The 19021-nt window shown below is 72.5% G+C and carries 17 protein-coding genes; 6 read left to right on the forward strand and 11 right to left on the reverse strand.

Annotated features, from left to right (window positions below):
• Positions 1–58: 58 nt before the first annotated feature.
• A complete protein-coding gene (locus ACZ4IF_RS21255) occupies positions 59–997 on the reverse strand; it encodes a cation diffusion facilitator family transporter (RefSeq protein WP_467564944.1) in 939 nt (312 codons plus the stop codon).
• 358 nt (positions 998–1355) lie between these two features.
• Between ACZ4IF_RS21255 and ACZ4IF_RS21260 the strand changes: the two genes are divergently transcribed.
• Entirely contained in the window at positions 1356–2372 is a 1017-nt protein-coding gene (locus ACZ4IF_RS21260; protein WP_467564946.1) for a glutathione S-transferase family protein, read from the forward strand.
• A gap of 25 nt (positions 2373–2397) precedes the next feature.
• Positions 2398–2703 carry a DUF4235 domain-containing protein gene (locus tag ACZ4IF_RS21265; RefSeq protein WP_345652540.1) on the forward strand — a complete coding sequence of 102 codons (306 nt, stop codon included), beginning with the start codon at positions 2398–2400 and terminating at the stop codon, positions 2701–2703.
• A gap of 93 nt (positions 2704–2796) precedes the next feature.
• Here the strand turns inward: ACZ4IF_RS21265 and ACZ4IF_RS21270 are convergent, their stop codons facing one another.
• The 3 genes from ACZ4IF_RS21270 to ACZ4IF_RS21280 form a co-directional block, all read right to left on the reverse strand.
• Positions 2797–3189 carry a VOC family protein gene (locus ACZ4IF_RS21270; RefSeq protein ID WP_467564950.1) on the reverse strand — a complete coding sequence of 131 codons (393 nt, stop codon included), beginning with the start codon at positions 3187–3189 and terminating at the stop codon, positions 2797–2799.
• 75 nt (positions 3190–3264) lie between these two features.
• Positions 3265–3726: a pyridoxamine 5'-phosphate oxidase family protein gene (locus ACZ4IF_RS21275; protein WP_467564952.1), complete on the reverse strand. Its 462-nt coding sequence runs from the start codon at positions 3724–3726 to the stop codon at positions 3265–3267.
• Between the two features lie 114 nt (positions 3727–3840).
• Positions 3841–4560 (reverse strand): TetR/AcrR family transcriptional regulator, encoded by a 720-nt coding sequence (locus ACZ4IF_RS21280; protein WP_467564954.1) that lies wholly within the window; start codon positions 4558–4560, stop codon positions 3841–3843.
• 118 nt (positions 4561–4678) lie between these two features.
• Between ACZ4IF_RS21280 and ACZ4IF_RS21285 the strand changes: the two genes are divergently transcribed.
• The 3 genes from ACZ4IF_RS21285 (at position 4679) to ACZ4IF_RS21295 (ending at position 9214) form a co-directional block, all read left to right on the forward strand.
• Positions 4679–6193: an APC family permease gene (locus tag ACZ4IF_RS21285; protein ID WP_467564957.1), complete on the forward strand. Its 1515-nt coding sequence runs from the start codon at positions 4679–4681 to the stop codon at positions 6191–6193.
• Positions 6183–7814, forward strand: a complete 1632-nt coding sequence (locus ACZ4IF_RS21290) for an amidohydrolase (protein WP_467564959.1) — start codon at positions 6183–6185, stop codon at positions 7812–7814. The genes ACZ4IF_RS21285 and ACZ4IF_RS21290 overlap by 11 nt, the downstream gene beginning before the upstream one ends.
• Before the next feature lie 368 nt (positions 7815–8182).
• Positions 8183–9214, forward strand: a complete 1032-nt coding sequence (locus ACZ4IF_RS21295; RefSeq protein WP_467564961.1) for a 7-epi-alpha-eudesmol synthase — start codon at positions 8183–8185, stop codon at positions 9212–9214.
• Positions 9215–9265: 51 nt separating this feature from the next.
• Here the strand turns inward: ACZ4IF_RS21295 and ACZ4IF_RS21300 are convergent, their stop codons facing one another.
• The 5 genes from ACZ4IF_RS21300 to ACZ4IF_RS21320 are packed head-to-tail and all read right to left on the reverse strand — an operon-like array spanning position 9266 to position 13636.
• Positions 9266–10534: a cytochrome P450 gene (locus ACZ4IF_RS21300; RefSeq protein WP_467564964.1), complete on the reverse strand. Its 1269-nt coding sequence runs from the start codon at positions 10532–10534 to the stop codon at positions 9266–9268.
• Positions 10531–11136 carry a GTP-binding protein gene (locus ACZ4IF_RS21305; RefSeq protein ID WP_467564966.1) on the reverse strand — a complete coding sequence of 202 codons (606 nt, stop codon included), beginning with the start codon at positions 11134–11136 and terminating at the stop codon, positions 10531–10533. Before ACZ4IF_RS21305 ends, ACZ4IF_RS21300 begins: the two co-directional genes overlap by 4 nt.
• Complete coding sequence (locus ACZ4IF_RS21310; RefSeq protein ID WP_362509218.1) at positions 11117–11488, reverse strand: DUF742 domain-containing protein; 372 nt, start codon at positions 11486–11488, stop codon at positions 11117–11119. Before ACZ4IF_RS21310 ends, ACZ4IF_RS21305 begins: the two co-directional genes overlap by 20 nt.
• Positions 11485–11895, reverse strand: a complete 411-nt coding sequence (locus tag ACZ4IF_RS21315) for a roadblock/LC7 domain-containing protein (protein WP_028798637.1) — start codon at positions 11893–11895, stop codon at positions 11485–11487. Before ACZ4IF_RS21315 ends, ACZ4IF_RS21310 begins: the two co-directional genes overlap by 4 nt.
• Before the next feature lie 4 nt (positions 11896–11899).
• Positions 11900–13636 (reverse strand): ATP-binding protein, encoded by a 1737-nt coding sequence (locus ACZ4IF_RS21320; protein ID WP_467564969.1) that lies wholly within the window; start codon positions 13634–13636, stop codon positions 11900–11902.
• A gap of 165 nt (positions 13637–13801) precedes the next feature.
• On the opposite strand from ACZ4IF_RS21320, the gene ACZ4IF_RS21325 reads away from it, so the two are divergent.
• On the forward strand, positions 13802–14128 hold the full coding sequence (locus tag ACZ4IF_RS21325) for a cytochrome P450 (protein WP_467564970.1): 327 nt from the start codon (positions 13802–13804) through the stop codon (positions 14126–14128).
• Between the two features lie 160 nt (positions 14129–14288).
• Here the strand turns inward: ACZ4IF_RS21325 and ACZ4IF_RS21330 are convergent, their stop codons facing one another.
• Together ACZ4IF_RS21330 and ACZ4IF_RS21335 are read right to left on the reverse strand one after the other, a co-directional pair.
• Complete coding sequence (locus ACZ4IF_RS21330) at positions 14289–17087, reverse strand: type I polyketide synthase (RefSeq protein ID WP_467564973.1); 2799 nt, start codon at positions 17085–17087, stop codon at positions 14289–14291.
• Positions 17084–18805 (reverse strand): fatty acyl-AMP ligase, encoded by a 1722-nt coding sequence (locus tag ACZ4IF_RS21335; protein WP_467564975.1) that lies wholly within the window; start codon positions 18803–18805, stop codon positions 17084–17086. The genes ACZ4IF_RS21330 and ACZ4IF_RS21335 overlap by 4 nt, the downstream gene beginning before the upstream one ends.
• Positions 18806–19021 lie beyond the last annotated feature (216 nt).

The raw sequence follows: 19021 nt of genomic DNA on the forward strand, positions 1-19021 counted from the left end.
CCGCCGGAAAATCTTGGAATCGGTGCGCATGATCCGCCGGGTGCCGGGCACCCGAGCGTCAGGCCCCGCCGCGCTCCCCCGTCGCGGCGGGGCTTTCCGCTGCCCGCGCGCCGCGTGCGGCCGCCCGTGCCGTCCGCGCGTCGGTGACGTCGAGGAAGATCTGGTCGGCATCCGGGAACGTGTGGGCGACGGAGCGCTTGATGCGCACCGCGACGTCCTCCACCTCCTCGCTGTCGAGCCCGGGGGCGAGGTCGATCCGCGCGGCGACCAGTGTCGAGTCCAGGCCCAGCTCCATGGTGAGCAGCGCCTCCACGCTGTCGATCTCGGGCTGCGCCTCCAGCAGGGCGCGGATCCTGCCGCGCTGCTCCTCGTCGGCGGCCCGGCCGATCAACTGGTCGCGTGCCTCGTGGCCCAGCCGGTAGGCGACGTACATGAGCAGGGCCCCGATGGCGAGGGAAGCGGCGGCCTCCCAGACGACCTGGCCGGTGACCATGTGCAGCGCCATGCCGGCCATGGCGAGGACCACGCCGAGCACCGCCGTGCCGTCCTCGGCGACGACCGTGCGCAGCGCGGGGTCCCGCACGCCGTCCGTGCCGCCCTGCCGGTGCGCCTGATGGAGCGCCCGCCACAGGGAGGCGCCCTCGGCGAGGAAGGCCACCCCGAGGACCACGAGCCCGGCGCGGTAGCCGCCGAGGGACTCCTCGGCGCCGTTCCTGAGTGCCTCGATCCCCTGGAAGAAGGAGAAGCAGCCACCCATGACGAAGATGCCGACCGCGGCCAGCAGGGACCAGAAGAACCGCTCCTTGCCGTAACCGAAGGGGTGCCGGCTGTCGGCGGGGCGGCGGCTGCGCCGCAGGGCGGCGAGGAGGAACACCTCGTTCAGGCTGTCGGCCACGGAGTGCGCCGCCTCCGAGAGGAGGGCCGGTGAACCCGCGAGCAGGCCTCCTACCGCTTTGGCCGCGGCGATCAGTAGATTGGCACCCAGTGCCACCAGCACGGTGACCCGGGTCTTCCGGTCCGATCCGTCCGAGGAGGACGAACCGTCCGATGGAGCCGAGTGGTCCGGGGGAGCCGGATGGTCCGGCGGCGCCGGCCTGTCGGCGGAATCGGGGCGGCCCGGGGGATCGGGGCGGTCCCGGTTTCGCGGACGGGTCGGCTGATCCGGGCGGTCCCGGTCACGCGGAGGGGACGGCCGGCCCGGGCGGTCCAGGGGCGAGCCGTTCGGCCTGTTCGTCGGATCGTTGCGCACACCGACCGGCTTCCCGGGTCCGCGTACCTCACACCGTGGTGGCGGCCTGAATCGAGCCCGTTCACCGGGGCACCCGTATCAGGGCACAGCAGGGAGGCGACACCTCATGGACGAGAGCGCGGGCAACGCGAGTCTCGGCAAGAAGGCGTTCAAAAGGTCCAGGAGCCACTTCGCGGACCGCATCACGGCGGACGGCCGCGACGGCTGGCCGGTGGAGGCGGGGCGCTACCGGCTGGTCGTCAGCCGTGCCTGCCCCTGGGCGAGCCGCGCGCTGATCTCGCGGCGGCTGCTCGGCCTGGAGGGCGCCCTGTCGCTGGCGGTGGCCGATCCCTTGCAGGACGACCGGAGCTGGCGCTTCACCCTGGACCCGGACGGCCGGGACCCGGTGCTCGGCATCCGCTTCCTCGGCGAGGCCTACGACGCGCGGGAGAAGGACTACCCCGGCGGTGTCAGTGTGCCGGCCGTGGTGGACGTGCCGAGCGGCAGGCTGGTCACCAACGACTACCAGCAGCTCACGCTGGATCTCGCCACCGAGTGGGCGGCCCTGCACCGGGAAGGGGCACCGGACCTCTACCCGGAACGTCTGCGGGGTGAGATCGACGAGGTCGTGGCGGGCGTCTACGAGGACGTCAACAACGGTGTGTACCGGGCGGGTTTCGCTACGGGGCAGGCGGAGTACGAGGAAGCCTGCACGGGGGTCTTCCGTCGTCTGGAGCAGTTGGCCGGGCGGCTGGCGGACCGCCGGTACCTGGTCGGCGACACGATCACCGAGGCGGACATCCGGCTGTTCACCACGCTCGTCCGCTTCGACGCCGTCTACCACGGCCACTTCAAGTGCAACCGCTGGAAGCTGACGGAGAACCAGGTCCTGTGGGCGTACGCCCGTGACCTCTACCAGACGCCGGGATTCGGTGACACCGTCGACTTCGACCACATCAAACGGCACTACTACCAAGTCCACACCGGTATCAACCCGACCGGGATCGTCCCCCTCGGACCGGACCTGGCGGGCTGGCTGACGCCCCATCACCGCGAACGGCTCGGCGGGCGGCCCTTCGGAGAGGGAACCGCGCCGGGTCCGGTGCCCGAGGACGAACGCGTCCCGGCACACGGACGTCCCTGACCGCACACGCAACGGAGAGACCAAGGTGTCCAGGAAGAAGCAGCAGAAGAAGCTCAAACTCGTCTACAAGCCGGTCGGCATGGCGCTGAGCTGGGCGGGCGGTGCCCTCGCCGGGCTCGCCTTCCAGCAGGCGTGGAAGGCGATACGGCACGAGGACGACGCTCCCGACGCCCTGGACAAGGACCGCGGCTGGGGCGAGATCCTGCTGGCCGCCGCGGTGCAGGGCGCGATCTTCGCCGTCGTGCGCAGCGCGGTGGACCGCACGGGCGCGAAGGCCATCGAGCGCTCCACCGGTGTGTGGCCGTCCGCGGACAAGGGCGGCCGGGACTGACACGCACCGGCCCGGCGGGGCGTGATCCGTGACGGAAGTCCGTACGGACCACGCCCCGCCGGGCCGGCCGTGTGCGCCTCGACGTCGCTCGCCTCAGCCCAGTTTGGGCGCCGTCGGGCGCGAGCAGCGCAGCGTGAAGGAGTGCCCGGCCGGGTCGGCATAGCCCCGCTCCTCGAACGGACCGGCCGCGTCCTTCGTCTCGATCGGCCGGCCGCCGAGACCGATGACCCTGCGTTCGGCCTCGTCCAGGTCCTCCACGAGGAAGTCGAGGTGGACCTGGAGGGAGTTCTCGGGGCGCGGCCAGCTCGGCGGCGTCGCCGTCACGTCGCGGCGGAACGCCAGCCGGACGCCGTCGGCGCCCCGGATCTCCACGCGGTTCGCCGACGCGTCCGTCTCCTCGGCGTCGAGCAGTTGCTTGTAGAAGGCGGCGAGCTTCTCGGGCTCGACGCAGTCCAGCACCACGACGCCTGCCGTGACCAGTGCCATGTGTCCTCCGTAGGGTTCCGGGACGGCGCGGCGGCATGCGGCAGCCGCGGCGCCGTCTTCCCGGGTACCCCCGGATCAGTCGGTCACGAGCCACTCGCCGTCGCGCATGAGGTCGCGGCCGGTGAGCTCCTCGACCTCGCGCCAGGCCTGGACGCGCTGCGGGCTGATGGTGAAGTACAGGTAGCGGGTGGTGAGTTCACGCGGGTCGAAGCCGGTCTTGCGGGCGAAGGCGTCCCCGACCCCGTCCGGCAGCTCGGCGGCTTCACGGGCCGTGACGGTGCCCTCGACGAGGACGACGTCGCGGGTCGCCCCGATGCCCAGGCGTGTCCTGCCGGTCGCCCGCAGGTTGCGGCCGGTGGGGCTCTCGGCCGGGGTGGCCACCAGCAGGGTCCTGCCGTCCCAGAGGTAGGACAGCGGGACCAGATAGGGGGTTCCCCCCTCGCCGTCGGCCGTGGACACCCAGGCGTCGACGTCGTTCTCCAGCCGGTCGAGGGTGTCCTGCTTGCGCTGTTTCGCGGTGCGGGCGGGCGGGTTCATCGTCGGGCAGCCTCCTGGTGACGACGTACGGAACGGTTCCGCGACCATCATGATCGAGCGGGGCGACGGGCACAGCCGTTCGCCCCACTCCCCCGGTGTGCACTCCGGGTGCGCCTACGCCTTCCGCTGCCCATCGATCTCCGCGAGCCGGGCCGCCGCGGCGGTCAGCAGCAGGTCGAGGGCGGCGGGGTAGGCGCTGCGCCGCATGTCCGCCACCAGATGACGGGCACTCGCCGCGATGTGCGGATGGCTGTCGGCGGGCAGCCGGGCGTACGTCGCCCGCCACACGTCCGCCTCCGCCTCGCGGGCCGGCCGCGGCAGGGCGACGCTCGCCGCGTCGAGGGCGGCGAAGGCCAGGGCCTGGTCGACGAACGCGTGGTAGATCCGTACGGCCTCGGCGTCGGGGAAGCCGGCCCCGCGCAGGACGCCGAGGATCGTCTCCACCGCCTCGATCTCGTGGACGCGGCCCGTGACGCGGTAGGAGCTGAGCACCGCGGCCTGGGGGTGCGCGAGGGAGTTCGCATGCGTGCGCAGGCCCAGGTCGCGCAGGTCGGCGCGCCAGTCGCCGGTGGGCCGCCAGGTGCGCAGCGTGCGGCCGATGAGTTCGTCGGCGATGGCGAGCAACAGGTCGTCGGTGTCACGGAAGTAGCGGTACAGGGCGGTGGGGTCGGCGCCGAGCGCGAGGCCGAGGCGGCGGACGGTGAGCGCGTCGGCCCCGTGCTCCTTGAGCAGTCGCAGCGCGGTCTCGACGATCAGCTCCTCGGAGAGCACGACCCCCGTCTTGGTGGGGCGTCGGCGCCGACGGGCGGCGGGCGGGACGACTCGGTCGTTCATGGGCTCTCCTTCCGGTGCCGGAACCTTATGTCAACAGCGTTGACCTGTTAAGTCCCCGAGCAGTTTCATTTCCGGTCATCGGGCCGGTCCCAGGCCCCGGGTGCGATCGGAGCAGGACATGTCGCAGCAGCCGTACGGCGGGGATCCCCCGTCCCTGCGCAGAACCCTCGGCGTCGCCGACGGCGTCGCCATCGCCGCCTCCAGCACGGCGGCGACCACCAGCATCGGCATCGGTCTCGGAGTGACCGCGGGAGTGGTCGGCCTGCATCTGCCGGCCATCATGCTGCTGGCCTTCCTGCCCGTCCTCGGCATCGCCGGCGCCTACTCCCGGCTCAACCGGGTGGAGCCGAACGCCGGCAACGGCTACACGTGGGTGGGCCGTTCGCTCACTCCCTGGCTGGGCTTCCTGGTCGGCTGGGTGAACATCGTGGCCACGGTGGCCTTCCTCGCGTACACCACAGCGGTGACGGGGTCGGCGATGCTCCAGCTCGCCGGTGACGCGGGGCTGCACGACCTGGCCGGCCTGCGGCTCGACCCGGGCTCCACCGCGCAGACCACCGCGGTCGGCATCGTGGTCCTGGCCGCCGTCACGCTCACCGCGGTCACCGGCGTGCGCACCGCGGCCCGGCTGCAGAGCGCGCTGCTGGTCTTCGAGTACGTGGTGCTGCTGGGCTTCTGCGGCTACGGCATCGTGACGGGACCGCATCCCTTCAGCCTGAGCTGGTTCGATCCGTTCGCCATCCCCTCCACGACCGCGCTCGCCCAGGGTCTGCTGCTGTCCGTCTTCTGCTACTGGGGCTTCGACGCGGCGTTCACCGTGAACGAGGAGGTGCGCGATCCGCGGGACGCCTCGCGGGCCGGGACGATCACGCTGGTGACGATGCTCGGGCTGTTCCTGCTCGGTTCCGTGGCCTTCCAGCGCGTCCTGAGCGAGCAGGAGCTGGCGGGGCACGGCGCGGAGGGGCTGGCTTTCTTCGGTGAACGGCTGGCCGCCCAGCCGCTGGCCGCGCTGCCGCTGGTGGCCCTGCTCTTCTCGGCCGTGGCCTCGCTGCAGTCCGGGGTGATCCCGACGGCGCGCGGGATGTTCGCGATGAGCCGGGACCGTACGCTCGGCCCCGTGTGGTCCAGGGTCAGCACGCGGTACGGGACTCCGGCGGCCGGCACCCTGCTGATCGGCGCACTGGCGACGGCCGTGGCCGGGCTCGCCCTGGTGATCCCCCGGCTCGCCGACATGATCATGGCGACGGTCAACGCGGTCGGCATCGTCGTCGCGCTGTCGTACGCGCTCATCGCCCTCGCCGCCGCGGCGCGCTTTCGCGGGCTGCTGCGCGAGGACCTGCGGCAGGGCATACGGGCGGTGGTCCTGCCCACGGTGAGTGCCGTGGCGCTGCTGGGGCTCGGCGGATACCTCGCGTACTCCTTCTACACCTCGGCCGACCATCTCGAAGTCAGCGCGGACAACGGCTGGTTCCTGCTGCTCACCCCCACGGTCATGATCGCCTCCGGCTTCGTGGCCGCCGCGTGGGCGAAGTGGGTGCGCAGGTCCCCCTACTTCGTCACGGGGCTCGGCACCGACGCCGACGCGCCCGGGCCACTGATCCCGTCCGAACAAGGAACCGAACATGCACGCTGATCTCCTCTTCACCGGCGGCCCGGTCCTCACCCCCGAGGGCCGCACCGCCACGGCCGTCGCCGTGACCGGCGACCGGATCACCGCCGTCGGGAACGCGGAGGTCCACGACCTCGCGGGACCGGGGACCGAGGTCGTCGACCTCGCCGGACGCCTGCTCCTGCCGGGGTTCCAGGACGCACACGTCCACCCGGTCCCGGCAGGCCTGGAACTGACCCAGTGCGACCTCACGGAGGCGAAGACGGCCGAGGAGACGCTCGCCGCCGTCCGCGCGTACGCCGCCGCGCACCCCGACCGGGAGTGGATCACGGGCGGCGGCTGGTCCATGGAGGCCTTCGAGGGCGGTACGCCGACCAGGCTGCTGCTGGATGCGGTCGTACCGGACCGGCCGGTGTACCTGCCCAACCGGGACCACCACGGTGCCTGGGTCAACAGCCGCGCGCTGGAGCTCGCGGGGGTCACCCGGGACACGCCGGATCCGGCCGACGGCCGGTTCGAGCGCGACGCCGCGGGCGAACCCACCGGCATGCTCCAGGAGGGGGCGATGCAGTCCGTCGGCCGGCTCACCCCGCCGGCCACCGCGGCGGACCGGCTCGCCGCGCTGCTGCACGCCCAGCGGCAGCTGCACTCGCTCGGCATCACCGCGTGGCAGGACGCGCTCCTCGGGTCCTTCCTCGGCATGGACGATCCGTCCGAGGCGTATCTGACGGCGGCCCGCGACGGATCGCTCACCGCTCGTGTGGTCGGCGCGCTGTGGTGGGACCGCGCCCGGGGCGCCGAGCAGATTCCCGAACTCGTCGAACGACGGGCCGCGTTGACGCACGGCCGGTTCGCCGCCGGCAGCGTCAAGCTCATGCTGGACGGGGTCGCCGAGAACGGCACGGCCGCACTGCTCAGTCCCTATCTGGACAAGTGCGGTTGCGCGACGGCCAATCGCGGCACCAGCTTCATCGACCCGGACCGACTGAACGCGTACGTCACGGAGTTGGACGCGCTCGGCTTCCAGTGCCACTTCCACGCGCTGGGCGACCGGGCCGTACGCGACGCCCTGGACGCCGTCGAGGCGGCCCGGAAGGCGAACGGCCCCAGCGACACCCGTCCGCACCTGGCCCACCTCCAGGTCGTGCACCCGGACGACGTGCCCCGGTTCGCGCACCTGGGTGCCACGGCGAACATCCAGCCGCTGTGGGCGGCGCACGAGCCGCAGATGGACGAGTTGACGATCCCCTTCCTCGGCCCCGAACGCGTCTCCTGGCAGTACCCGTTCGGCGCGCTGCTGCGTTCCGGGGCGCGGCTGGCGGCGGGCAGCGACTGGCCGGTCAGCAGCCCCGACCCGATGCAGGGCATCCATGTCGCCGTCAACCGGGTGAGCCCCGACGAGCCCGGACCGGTGTTCCTGCCCGGCGAGCGCATCGGCCTGACGGACGCGCTGACGGCGTACACCGCGGGCTCGGCGTACGCCAACCACCTCGACGACACGGGCCGTGTGCGGGTGGGGGCGCTGGCGGATCTGGTGGTGCTGGACCGCGATCCGTACGAGGGCCCGCCGGAGGCGATCGGCGGGACCGGGGTGGCGCTCACCTATGTCGGCGGTGAGCGCGTGTACGCGGCGCCGAACGCCTGATTCCGTACGGCTCGGGCCCCTGCCACGCGGCGGGACGGGGCGAGGGGCGCGCCACCTCCGGGGAGGTGGCGCGCCCCTCGTCGTGAGGTGCGCGCCTCTCGTCGTGAGGTGCGCGTCTCTCGTCGTGAGGTGCGCGTCTCTCGTCACGAGTGCGCGTCTTTCGTCGCGAGGGGCGCGTCTCTCGTTTCACACCCACATCACGCGTTACAGATGTCACACCATAGATCGTTTAGGCTCTGGGCAGTCTCGAAGCGCGCTTGAGTCGTCAACTACCGGCTCAAAAAGCACGGTTCGAGTCAGCGGGCGTCGCGAGCGATCGCCCGCGCACAGGGGCGGGGGCCTGTGAATCGCCTCAGGAAAGGACGCGAATGCCGCAGGACGTCAGGTTCGACCTCCCGTTCAAGACCCCCGTCAGCGAGCACCTGGAGTACGCCCGAGAGCGCCACCTGCGCTGGGTGTGGGACATGGGACTGGTGCGCAGCCAGGCCGGATTCGAGGAGTACCAGTCCTGGGACCTGCCCCAGGCGGCGGCACGGACCTATCCTCACGCCTCGGCCGACGACATGGTCGTCCTGATGAACTGGTTCTCGCTGGCCTTCCTGTTCGACGACCAGTTCGACACGGGACAACCGGACCGCGCGGACCGCATAGCCGAGGTCGCCCGGGAGTTGATAGCCACCCCGCTGCGCCCCGCGGGGACCGCTCCCCGGGTCAGCTGCCCGATCACGGTCGCCTGGACGGAGGTCTGGGGCCAGCTCTCGAATGGCATGTCCCTGACATGGCGGACCCGGTTCGCCGCCTCCTGGGGGCGCTTCCTGGTGGCCCACACCGAAGAGGTCGACCTCGCCGCGCGGGATCTGGCCGGCACCCTGAGCCTCGCCGAGTACGCCGAGTTCCGACGCCGGACGGTGGGCATCCACCACAGCATCGACGCCGGTGAGCGCAGTCGTGGCTTCGAGGTGCCGGCGCAGGTCCAGGCCCATCCGCTGATGGTCCGGATGCGCGATCTCGCCGCCGACACCATCGGGTTCATGAACGACATCCACTCCTTCGAACGCGAGAAGCGGCGGGGCGACGGGCACAATCTGATCGCCGTGCTGCACCGCGAGCGCGACTGCGGCTGGGAGGAGGCCGCCGCCGAGGCCTACCGGATGACCACCGACTGCCTCGACGAGTACCTCGCGCTGGAGGCGCGCGTGCCGGAGATGTGCGAGGAGCTGCGGCTGACCGCCGAGCAGCGGGCCCAGGTCCGGATGGGCGTGGAGGCCATCCAGCACTGGATCAACGGCAATTACGAGTGGGGCCTGACCTCGGGCCGCTACGCCGCGGCCAAGGAGGGCCCGGCGGCGACCGCCGAACTGGCGGGCAGGGGATCGCTGGACGACCTGCTCGCGGTCTGACGTGCCGCTGCCCGGCCGGAGCGGTCCGGCCGGGCAGCGGCGAGCGGGTGGTCAGACCGCCGTGGTCTGTGCCGCGAACTCGACGGGCAGCCGGTCGAGTCGGGCCTCCCAGGTGGAGGCGGTCGAGGTGAGCTCGTCGGCCGGCACGGCCAGGCGCAGACCCGGCAGCCGGTGCAGAAGGACGTCGACGGCGGTCTCGATGATGGCCTGGCCGATGTTCTGGCCCGGGCACTCGTGGGCGCCACCGCTGAAGGCCAGGTGCGACTGATTGCCCTGGACGGACACACCCGCGTCGGGCCGGATCTCCGGGTCGAGGTTGCCCGCCGTGAGGCCGAGCACCAGAAGGTCGCCCTCCTTGATGTGACAGCCGCCCAGTTCGAGGTCCACGGTGGCGAAGCGGCCCGGGAGCACGGCCAGCGGCGGGGTGTTCCACATGACCTCCTCCACGACCGCGGAGACGTTCAGCTGGCCGCTGACGAGTCCGGCGAGCCGGGAGGTGTCGGTGAGCACCAGTTGGAGCACCCGCGCCAGCAGGTTGCTGGTGGTCGTGTGCGCGGTGATCAGCACCAGCCGCAGATGGCTGAGGACCTCGTCGTCGTCGAGGTCCGCGGAGTGGCCGAGCAGTCCGGTGGTGAAGTCGGCGCCCGGCTCCTCCTTCTTGCGCTCGGCGAGTTCGCCGAGGATCTCCATGATGCGGTCGTTGTGCACCACGGCGTCCTCGCCGCCCTTGATGACCTGGGCGCAGGAGAGGGCCAGGCTGCGCCCCTCACCGGCCGGCAGCCCGAAGAGCCGGGTGAGGACGAGCATCGGCAGGTACTCGGAGTAGTCGGCCACCAGATCGGCGGTGCCCTCGTCCGCGAACGCGTCGATCTGCTTGTTGGCGAAATGCGTGATGTGGCGACGGATGCCGCGGCCCGCGACCGTCTGGAGGTTGTCGGTGACCGCTCCGCGCAACCTTCGGTGCGGCTCGCCGTCCTGTGACACGCAGTCGGGGCGCCAGCCGAGCATCTGGATCAGCGGAGATGTGGCCTCGATGCGGCCGTCCTTCCAGTCCCGCCAGATACGCGCGTCACGGCTGAACTGCCGTGCGTTGTCGAGCACTCGGCGGTTCTCCCGGTAGCCGAGGACCAGCCAGGCGGGGATGTCGCCCTCCAGGAGTATCGGTGCGACGGCCCCGTACTCCTTGCGCAGCCGCGCGTAGATCCCCTGCGGGTCCAGCGCGGCCTCCGCCCCGTACAGCCGGATGGTGTCGCTCGCGCCGCCGTGGGCGACCGGGCACCCGCGGGGGGCATCGGGACCGTTTGAGGGCTGGTCGTTCATCGGGGCTCCATTGCGGCGGCAGAGCGTTCCTGCAGGTGGCGTATCAGGGCGATCAGCACGTCACGGCTGGAAGCCCGGTCGCGGGCGTCGCAGGCCACGATCGGGGTGTGCGGCGATATGTCCAGGGCGTCGCGGATCTCCTCGATCGGATGGTCCTTGGAGTCCGGGAAGACGTTCAGGGCGATGACGAACGGCACGTTCTGCCGTTCCATCTCCTCGATGGCCCGGAAGCTGGAGGCCAGCCGCCGGGTGTCGACCAGGACCACCGCCCCGAGGGCCCCCTTGAACAGGCCGTTCCACAGGAACCAGAAACGCTCCTGGCCCGGCGTCCCGAACAGGTAGAGCACCAGCTGGTCGTTGATGCCGATCTTGCCGAAGTCGAGGCTGACGGTGGTCTCCTGCTTGTCCCCCACTCCGATCAGGTTGTCGACGTCCGCGCTGGCCTGCGTCAGTGTCTCCTCGGTGGTCAGCGGCTTGATGTCGCTGACGGACCGCACCATGGTGGTCTTGCCGGTGCCGAAGCCGCCGGCGATCATCACCTTCACCGAGCGGGGGCCCCCGGCCGTCTGCCGGTCGGGGTGGTCAAAGCCTTTGAAGTCCACTGAGTACCTCCTCAAGGAGCGCGAGGTCGGGCCCGCTGCCGGCGCCTGACGCCGGGATGGGATGACGGGCTTCGACGCGGCCTGCGTCCAGCAGATCGGCCAGGAGCACCGCGAGAATGTTGAAGGGCAATCCGAGGTGGGCGCCGAGCTCGGCCACCGACAGCGGATCGCGGCAGCGCCGGATGATCTCCTCGTGCTCGTGCTGCATGCCGGGGACGGCAGCGGCGCGGGAGACGATCAGGGTCGCCACGTCGAGGCCCGACGCCGAACCGCCCGGTCCGCTGCGGCCCCCGGTGAGGACGTAGTAGCGCTCGAGACCGGACGGGTCCGTGGGCGGGCGGGGAGCACTCATCCAGAGTGCTCCTCCAGGCGCGGAGTGGTGCCCAGAAGCTCACCCATCCTGCGGGCCAGGTCCCTCATCTGATGGCCGAGGAGGCCCTGGTCGAGGCCTTCCTTCGCGAGCACTCCGAGGTACGTCTCCACGCCGGCCCGCACCACGAACAGATGGCCGCCGTCGACCTCGATCATCGCGAGCCGCAACTGCCCCGCGTACTGGGGGAACTGCTCGGCCACGGGCTGGGCCAGCGCCTGGAGGCCGGCGACCACGGCGGCGAAACGGTCCACGTCGTCGGGGTCGTCGGCGCCGTAGGAGGTGATGGCCTTGCCGTCGCTCGATGCCACGAGGGCGAAGCGGATCTCCTGGATGCTCTCCGTCAGATCGCGGAGCGCCCAGCTCACGTCGGTTCCCTGTTGCGTCATGGGACTAGTCGCTCTCTTCAGTGCGGTGCTCGTTGAACTCGGTCCCGGCGGTCTGCTCGCCGCCGGCTGCCGGGTCTCGGTCCGCGGTCGTCCCGCGCGCCGGTTCGCTCTCGCGTCCGGCGGTGGCGAAGGCGGCGAGGCCGGCGAAGGACGCGTCCGGCGGTACGGCGGCCACGTTCTCCTCCGTACGTCCGGCAGGCCTCGGCCGCTCCACCGTCGTCGCGTCACTGCGCCTGCTCCTGCGCCGGGGCAGGCCGCCGGGAGTGGTGTCCATGTCCTCGGTGCTCGGTGCGTGCGTCGTGGGCTCGGTGCTCGGCGCGGCCGCGGCCGCGGCCACAGCAGGAGCCGGCTCGGTGACGGCGGCGGGCAGCGGGCTGAAGTACTTGTGCGGGACCACGACGACCACCGAGGTGCCGAGCCACGGTGAGTCCGCGAAGGTGACACGGATGCCGTAGCGGCGTGCCAGGGTGCCGACGACCCGCAGGCCGAGGTTGGCGTCCTCCGAGATGCCGCCGAGGCCGGGGCCCGCGGCAGTGCCCGTGAGGGACTGCTCGGCCTCGCGCTTCTTCTCCTCGCTCAGGCCCTTGCCCGAGTCCTGGATCTCGATGCCGACGCCGTTGGGGACCTCCTTGCCGGAGACGACCACGGGCTCGGTGGGCGGCGAGTAGCGCGCCGCGTTGTCGAGGAGGTGGGCGAAGATCAGCGTCAGATGGTCCACCAGGCCGCCGTCGACGCCGAGTTCGGGCAGGTGACGGACCTGGATCCGGTCGAAGTCCTTGATGCGGCCGATGCCGCCGCGGACCACGCTGAGCAGGCGCTGCGGTTCCTGCCACTGGCGTCCGGGCCGGTCCGAACCGCCGAGCACGCCGATACTGGCGGCGAGACAGTCGGCCGGGCCGATCTCCTGGTCGAGTTCCATGAGGCCGCTGGCGACCGCGGGCAGCCGCCCGTGCTCGCCCTGCATCTCGTGCAGGCGTCCGCGCAGTTTGCTGGTCAGCACATGGATGCGGCTGCCGATGCTGATGACGGCCTGTTCGGCCGAGGTGGAGCGGTCGAACTCCTCCTCCATGCCGATCAGCGCGGTGCGCAGGACCTTGCGCAGCTCGCCGCGCAGCTCGGGGCTCGCCTCGGATTCTCCGGCGAGCTCCGCCAGGATGTCGTCGATGGCTTCGCCGGAGCGCAGCCGCTTGAGCGCCTCGGGCAGCTGGACGTCGGCGAGTCGCGCCACGGCGGCCTGCTGGCCTGTGAGTTGCTCCTGCCAGACCTCGGCCTCGGTGGTGAGGCGTGCCTCGTAGCCCTGGCTCTCGGAGACGAGCCGGGTCTCGTACGCCTTCGTCTCTTCGGCCAGCCGGCTCTCGTAGGCCTGGGTCTCCTCGGTGAGCCGGGCCTCGAAGGCCTGCGCCTGCTCGGCCAGTCGGTGTTCGAGGCCGGATCGCTCGGCGGTGAACTTGCGTTCCAGACCGGCCACATGCTGCTGCCACTGCTGCGAGTGCTCGGCCTGCGAGGCGCGGAACTCACCGTTGGTGCGGCGCAGCTGGGACTGCGTGCGGACGAGGAGGCGCACACAGGCAGCGCCCGCCGCGGTGGCCGCGGCCCCGGCGAACGTGGCGGGTATCTGGACCTGGTCGGGGCCCGCGACCGCGGTGGCGACCGTGCCTGCACCTAAGGCGAGGGGCATGAGCCACCAGCTGTACGAGGCGACGGGTGCCCGCGCCGCCGGGGGCGGAGTGGCAAGTTCCATCTGCATCCTTCGAAAGCAACACGCTCGAACGGGGGGGTGTGCAGGCGCCGTACGCGTCAGAGAACGCCGGGCGAGACGACCGAGTGTGTTCGCGTCAACTCGCAGCGCCGCAGGGGAGCTTATCGGGTTGGACGCCTAATGGATCAACTCCCCCACTTGGCCCCCGTGAGTGTTCGGTCACGCTCCGGCGGGCGCGGTCAGGTCGACAAATCCCCACGCCGACAACGCAGTAGCAAACGGGGCGGGGCGGCGAGGCCGTCGAAGGCGATCAAGTATCAGGGGGTCGGGGCGCAGAGCGATCTCCTCGCCTTCGGTGACGACCGCCGCAAGTGCATCGGCGAGGAGTTCGCGTGGACGGAACTCCTCGTCGTCCTCGCCACCGTTCTCCAGCGCCGGCGTCTGACGCTCGCCTCGACGCCACCGCGCCCCCAGGCCGTCGTCACGGTCAAGCCGGACAGGCTGGAGATGGCTCCGCTGCCGCGCGCGGTTTAGGCGGTTTCGTTCGGATCGGCTCGGACCAGGCCGCGGCGGCCGGTGCGGTGCATCGCAAGGCGGAGGACCACCCGCGTACCGGGCGTACTCGGGTGGTCCGACAACGCGGCGAGGTGCCGTGCCGGGCGCCGCGGACCCGAGCCGATCCGAACGAAACCCCCTAGGCCGGTGACCTGTGCTCGCCGTCAGCCGCGGCGAGCGCAGGCTCCCGGCCGGAGGCCGAAGGGGTCTGCTCACCGAACCAGTGGCGGCGATGGCGCCAGCGGGGCGGCGGCACGTCCTCGATGCGGCCCGGGAGGCGTTCGCGCAGGTCCGGTACGCGGACGCCGTTGACGAGGAGGGTGGCGAGCGCGGTACCGAAGGCGAGGGCGTCGTCCATGTTCTCGCGCAGGGTGGGGACGACGAGCGCGCCGGCCGGCGGCTGCGGGCCTGCTGCGTTCGGGGTGACCTCCACGAAGACGCGGTGCCCGTCCTCGGCCGCCGCGCGGAGGGCCTCGGGCAAGCGGGCGGGCCCGGTCAGGTTCGCCTCCCAGTGCGCGATGTCGTACCGGGCGTCCCGGGGGTCGGCGAGCGAGGCCGAGTAGCGGGCGCAGCCCGGGGCGGCCGCCGGCAGATCGCCCAGCTGCCGAGCGAACTCCCTTGTCATGCAGGAGAGTTCGCCCTGATGTATGCCGTCGGCGCTGCCCGTCGGCCGGCCGTCCGGCGGGGTCGGTCCGCAGGCCCTCGGCCCGGTGCGGAGCCGGGAGCGTGCCGCGACGATCCGGGCGCCGGTGACGGGGTCGATGGCCCCCGACACGACCGCCGCGGCGATCTCTCCCGCCCCGTGACCGATCACGGCGGCGGGTTCGAGCCCGAAGGAGCGCCACAGTGCGGCGAGGCCGAGCTGCAGACCGTAGAGGACGGGCATCGCGACGGCGGGTGAGGAGAGGTCGGCGTCCGCTCCCAGGCCTTCGGTCAGGGAGATGCCCGCGTGCCAGCGCAGCAGTGGTTCCAGGCGCTCGACGGCGTCCGCGAACGCCGGTTCCGTTTGCAGGAGTTGATGGCCGGCGCCCGGCCACGGGCAGCCCTCGCCGGGGAAGATCCACACGGTCCCGGCGCCGTCACGGGGATCCGCCGCGCCGGTCACCACGTGCGGGGATCCCTCGCCCGCGGCCAGCCGGCTCAGCGCCTCCACCGTCGCGGCGCGGCCTCGCGTCACCACGGCCGCACGGTGGTGTCCGCGCCCTGTGCGGCCGGCCAGGGTGCGGGCCAGGTCGGCGTCGCGGACCCCGGGTCCGGCACGGAGCCAGTCGGCGAGCTCACCGGCGTACGCACGCACACGCTCCGCGCTGGGCGCGTCGAGCAGCAGCAGCGCGGGCCCGGTCCGGGGTTCCCGCGGCCTGGGGCGCGCGCGGTGCTCGGTGAGGACGACGTGTGCGTTCGTCCCGCTGTATCCGAAGGCCGACACACCCGCGGTGGCCGTACCCGAGTGGCGCGGCCACGGCTCGGCCGAGGTGACCAGGCGCAGGCCCAGTGCCTCCGGGCCGGCACCGGTGCCGGCCCGGGTGACGTGCGGGTGCGGCGGTATCTCACCGTGTTGGAGGGCCAGTACGGTCTTGATCAGCCCGGCGATGCCGGCCGCTGCCCGGAGGTGTCCCAGGTTCGCCCTGACCGAGCCGATGAGCAGCGGCCGGTCCGGTGTGCGCGCGGAGACCAGCGCCGCGGCGAGGGCACTCGCCTCGGCGGGATCGCCCTGCGGGGTGCCGACGCCGTGCGTCTCCACGTAGTCCACGTCAGCGGGGTCGGTGTACGCCTCGGCGAGGAGGGCGCGCCGGGCGTCCGCGTTGGGTGCCGCCGGGCCGCCGGAGCGCCCGTCGGAGTTGACGGCGGTCGACCGGACGACCGCCAGCACCCGGTCCCCGTCGCGTTCGGCGTCCGCGAGGCGCTTCAGCACGACGACACCGCAGCCCTCGCCGCGTACGGTCCCGTCGGCCCCGGCGTCGAACGCCCCGCGGCGGCCGTCCGGCGCGAGCGCGCCCGCCCGGTGCGGGGCGCGGGGCGTGAGCAGCAGGCTCACACCGGCGGCGAGCGCGGTGTCGCTCTCCCCCGTGGCCAGGCTCCGTACGGCATGGTGCACGGCGACGAGCGCGGAGGAACAGGCCGTGTCGACGGCCAGGCTCGGGCCGCGCAGGTCCAGGGCGTGGGAGAGACGGGCCGCCGCGACGCCCGGCGCGCTGCCCGCCGTCGTCCAGGCGTCCGGCGCGCCGGCCGTGACCTGGGCGTACTCGCTGCCGCTGATGCCGACGAAGACCCCGGTGCGGGTGCCCGCGAGGCGTGTCACCGGGTGCGCCGCGTGGTCGAGGGCCTCGCGGGCCACTTCGAGGAGCACGCGGTGCTGCGGATCCATGGCGGCGGCCTCGTCCGCGCCGATGCGGAAGAAGTCCGCGTCGAAACCCGCCATGTCGTCGAGGAAGCCGCCGCGCGGCGGGCCCTCGGGGGGCGCGTCCTCGTGGGGCGTGCCGTCGGAGCGTGGTGCGACGGCGAGGTGCGGGCCGGTCTCCCGGCGGTCGTCCGGGAGTGCGCCGACCGCGTCGCGGCCTTCGCTGAGCAGGCGCCAGTACGCGTCGGGAGTGTCGGCACCGCCGGGGAAACGGCAGCCCACACCGACGACGGCCACGGCAGCCCGGTCCGCGTCCCGTTCCGGTCGCGGGCCGTGCGACGGCACCCCGTGTCCGTCGGACCGTTCCCGCGTCAGTCGCTCCACGAGCGCGTCGATCGTCCGGGTGTCCCCCAGCAGGGTCTCCGGCAGCCTCCGTCCGACGACCTCGCCGAGCAGGGCCGTCAGGGTCACCGCGTCGCGCGAGGTGAGACCCAGCTCGGCCAGCGGGCGGTCGTCGGCGATCTCGCCGGGTTCGAGGGCGTACCAGGAGCGCAGCCGCCCGGCGACCACGGCCCGGATCTCGGTGCGCGAGGGGCTCATCGGGGGTCGAACCCCCCTTCCAGGAACCGTGCCCGGCCGGCCGCGCGCGCCACCTTGCCGCTGCTGGTGCGCGGCACCGAGCCCGGAGGGACCAGGAGCAGCGGTCCCAGACGCAGCCCGTGGCGCGCCGACACGGCGGCACGCACGGTGTGTTCGGCGTCGCGCCGCTCCTGCGGCGTGGGTCCGGTGTCCCGGTCGTACTCCGCGACGACGACGAGTTCCTCCCCGGTGCCGTCCGCGCGGGGTGCCGCGAACGCGGCCAGCCGGTCCCGGCGTACGAGGTCCAGGGTGGTGCGCACGGTCTCCTCGATGTCCTGGGGGTAGTGGTTGCGTCCGTCGACGACGATCACGTCCTCGAGACGTCCGGTGACCAGAAGCCGCCCGTCGTGCAGGGCGCCCAGATCGCCGGTGCGCAGGCGGCCCCGCGGGGCGAAGGGGGTGGGATCGGCCCGTTTCCAGTAGCCGCGGGCGATGTTGGGGCCCGTCAGGAGGATCTCACCGACCTGGTCCTCCGGCAGTTCTTCGCCCTCGGACCCGACGATCAGCAGTTCCTGTCCGGCCGGCGGGCCGCACGCAACGAGTTCGGCCACTCCGCCGTCCGCCGTCGACCTGTCCGACGCCACTTCGATGCGCCCTGCCGTGAGGGCTTCGGCGTCGCACCGCACCGTCGTGGGCACCGCCGCGCGGGCGTCGGCCGTCACCAGCACGGTGGCCTCCGCGAGTCCGTACGCGGGCCGGTGGGTCGCCGGGTCGAGCCCCGCGGGCGCGAACGCCGCGTGGAAACGGTCGATGGTCCCCGGCCGTACCGGCTCCCCGCCGTTGATCAGGACGTGCACCCGGTCCAGCCGCAGTGTTTCGGCGGCGCCCGGACCGGAGCGGGCCACGCAGTAGTCGTACGCGAAGTTCGGCGCCGCGCTCACGGTGCCGTCGTACGAGCCGAGCAGGCGGAGCCAGCGTGCCGGGTCCTCCAGGAACGCGACGGGGTCCATCAGGACGGACTGGAATCCGCCCATGACGGGAGCGACGACGCTGAGGACGAGGCCCATGTCGTGGAAGAGGGGCAGCCAGCCGACGGCCGTGGTGGCCCCTGGGTCGTCGACGAACGTGTGAAGGGCCTGGCGGGCGTTGGCCGCCAGATTGGCGTGGCTGATCATCACGCCGGCCGGGTCGCGGGTGGAACCGGAGGTGTACTGGAGGTAGGCGGTCTCGTCGGGATCCGGCACGGACTCGTACTCGTCGAACCCGAAGCGCTGGATGGGCAGGTGGTCCACGGGCACGACCGGCACCGCGGGCAGGTCGTGGTCCAGCGCGAAGGCCTCGACGGAGGTGAGGTCGGCGGAGTCGCAGAGCAGGACGGCGGGTTCGCAGTCGGCGAGCACGCCGGCCAGTCGGGCGTCGTGGCCCGCGAGTTGTGGCCTGGACAGCGGGACCGCGATCATCCGGGCGTAGAGACAGCCGAGGAAGGCCGCCGCGTAGTCGAGGCCCTGCGGCATGACCAGGGCGGCCCGGTCGCCGGGCGCCGCGAGGGTCACCAGACGGGCGGCGACGGCGCGGGCGCGGGCGTCCATGGCACGCCAGCCCAGGGTCCGGTGCCGCCCCTCGGAGGCGGAACCGGCGAACTCGACGTGCCGGAAGGCGCACTGCTGGGGGCGACGGCGGGCCCAGTACCGCAGATGGTCCGTGAGCAAGGCGTCGGCCCCGGGCCGGGCTGCGGTCATGGTGGCTCCAACTCGTGGGGAGGTCAGTGATGTTGCACCCGGGAGGCGAGCGGTGGGTGGTCTCCCCCAGCCTCCGCCGCCGGACGCCGGTCGAGTTAGACGGCCCGCTGACAGTTCGTCATGCCGCTTCTGTCAGCTCGCTGACAAAGGCGATGTGACGAACCGCACCCTTATGTCCGTCCGCGGCGGATGAGCCGGGACGGGTCGCCTGCCGTA

It is taken from the genome of Streptomyces sp. NPDC025784, from assembly GCF_055558435.1.

What these genes read in the sequence shown, in the direction of transcription:
- ACZ4IF_RS21300 (WP_467564964.1), bottom strand. Translation starts at nt 10,534, where the DNA reads ATGAACGACCAGCCCTCAAACGGTCCCGATGCCCCCCGCGGGTGCCCG.
- ACZ4IF_RS21280 (WP_467564954.1), bottom strand. Translation starts at nt 4,560, where the DNA reads ATGAACGACCGAGTCGTCCCGCCCGCCGCCCGTCGGCGCCGACGCCCC.
- ACZ4IF_RS21285 (WP_467564957.1), top strand. Translation starts at nt 4,679, where the DNA reads ATGTCGCAGCAGCCGTACGGCGGGGATCCCCCGTCCCTGCGCAGAACC.
- ACZ4IF_RS21275 (WP_467564952.1), bottom strand. Translation starts at nt 3,726, where the DNA reads ATGAACCCGCCCGCCCGCACCGCGAAACAGCGCAAGCAGGACACCCTC.
- ACZ4IF_RS21320 (WP_467564969.1), bottom strand. Translation starts at nt 13,636, where the DNA reads ATGGAACTTGCCACTCCGCCCCCGGCGGCGCGGGCACCCGTCGCCTCG.
- ACZ4IF_RS21335 (WP_467564975.1), bottom strand. Translation starts at nt 18,805, where the DNA reads ATGACCGCAGCCCGGCCCGGGGCCGACGCCTTGCTCACGGACCATCTG.
- ACZ4IF_RS21310 (WP_362509218.1), bottom strand. Translation starts at nt 11,488, where the DNA reads ATGAGTGCTCCCCGCCCGCCCACGGACCCGTCCGGTCTCGAGCGCTAC.
- ACZ4IF_RS21295 (WP_467564961.1), top strand. Translation starts at nt 8,183, where the DNA reads ATGCCGCAGGACGTCAGGTTCGACCTCCCGTTCAAGACCCCCGTCAGC.
- ACZ4IF_RS21330 (WP_467564973.1), bottom strand. Translation starts at nt 17,087, where the DNA reads ATGAGCCCCTCGCGCACCGAGATCCGGGCCGTGGTCGCCGGGCGGCTG.
- ACZ4IF_RS21260 (WP_467564946.1), top strand. Translation starts at nt 1,356, where the DNA reads ATGGACGAGAGCGCGGGCAACGCGAGTCTCGGCAAGAAGGCGTTCAAA.
- ACZ4IF_RS21290 (WP_467564959.1), top strand. Translation starts at nt 6,183, where the DNA reads ATGCACGCTGATCTCCTCTTCACCGGCGGCCCGGTCCTCACCCCCGAG.
- ACZ4IF_RS21315 (WP_028798637.1), bottom strand. Translation starts at nt 11,895, where the DNA reads ATGACGCAACAGGGAACCGACGTGAGCTGGGCGCTCCGCGATCTGACG.
- ACZ4IF_RS21270 (WP_467564950.1), bottom strand. Translation starts at nt 3,189, where the DNA reads ATGGCACTGGTCACGGCAGGCGTCGTGGTGCTGGACTGCGTCGAGCCC.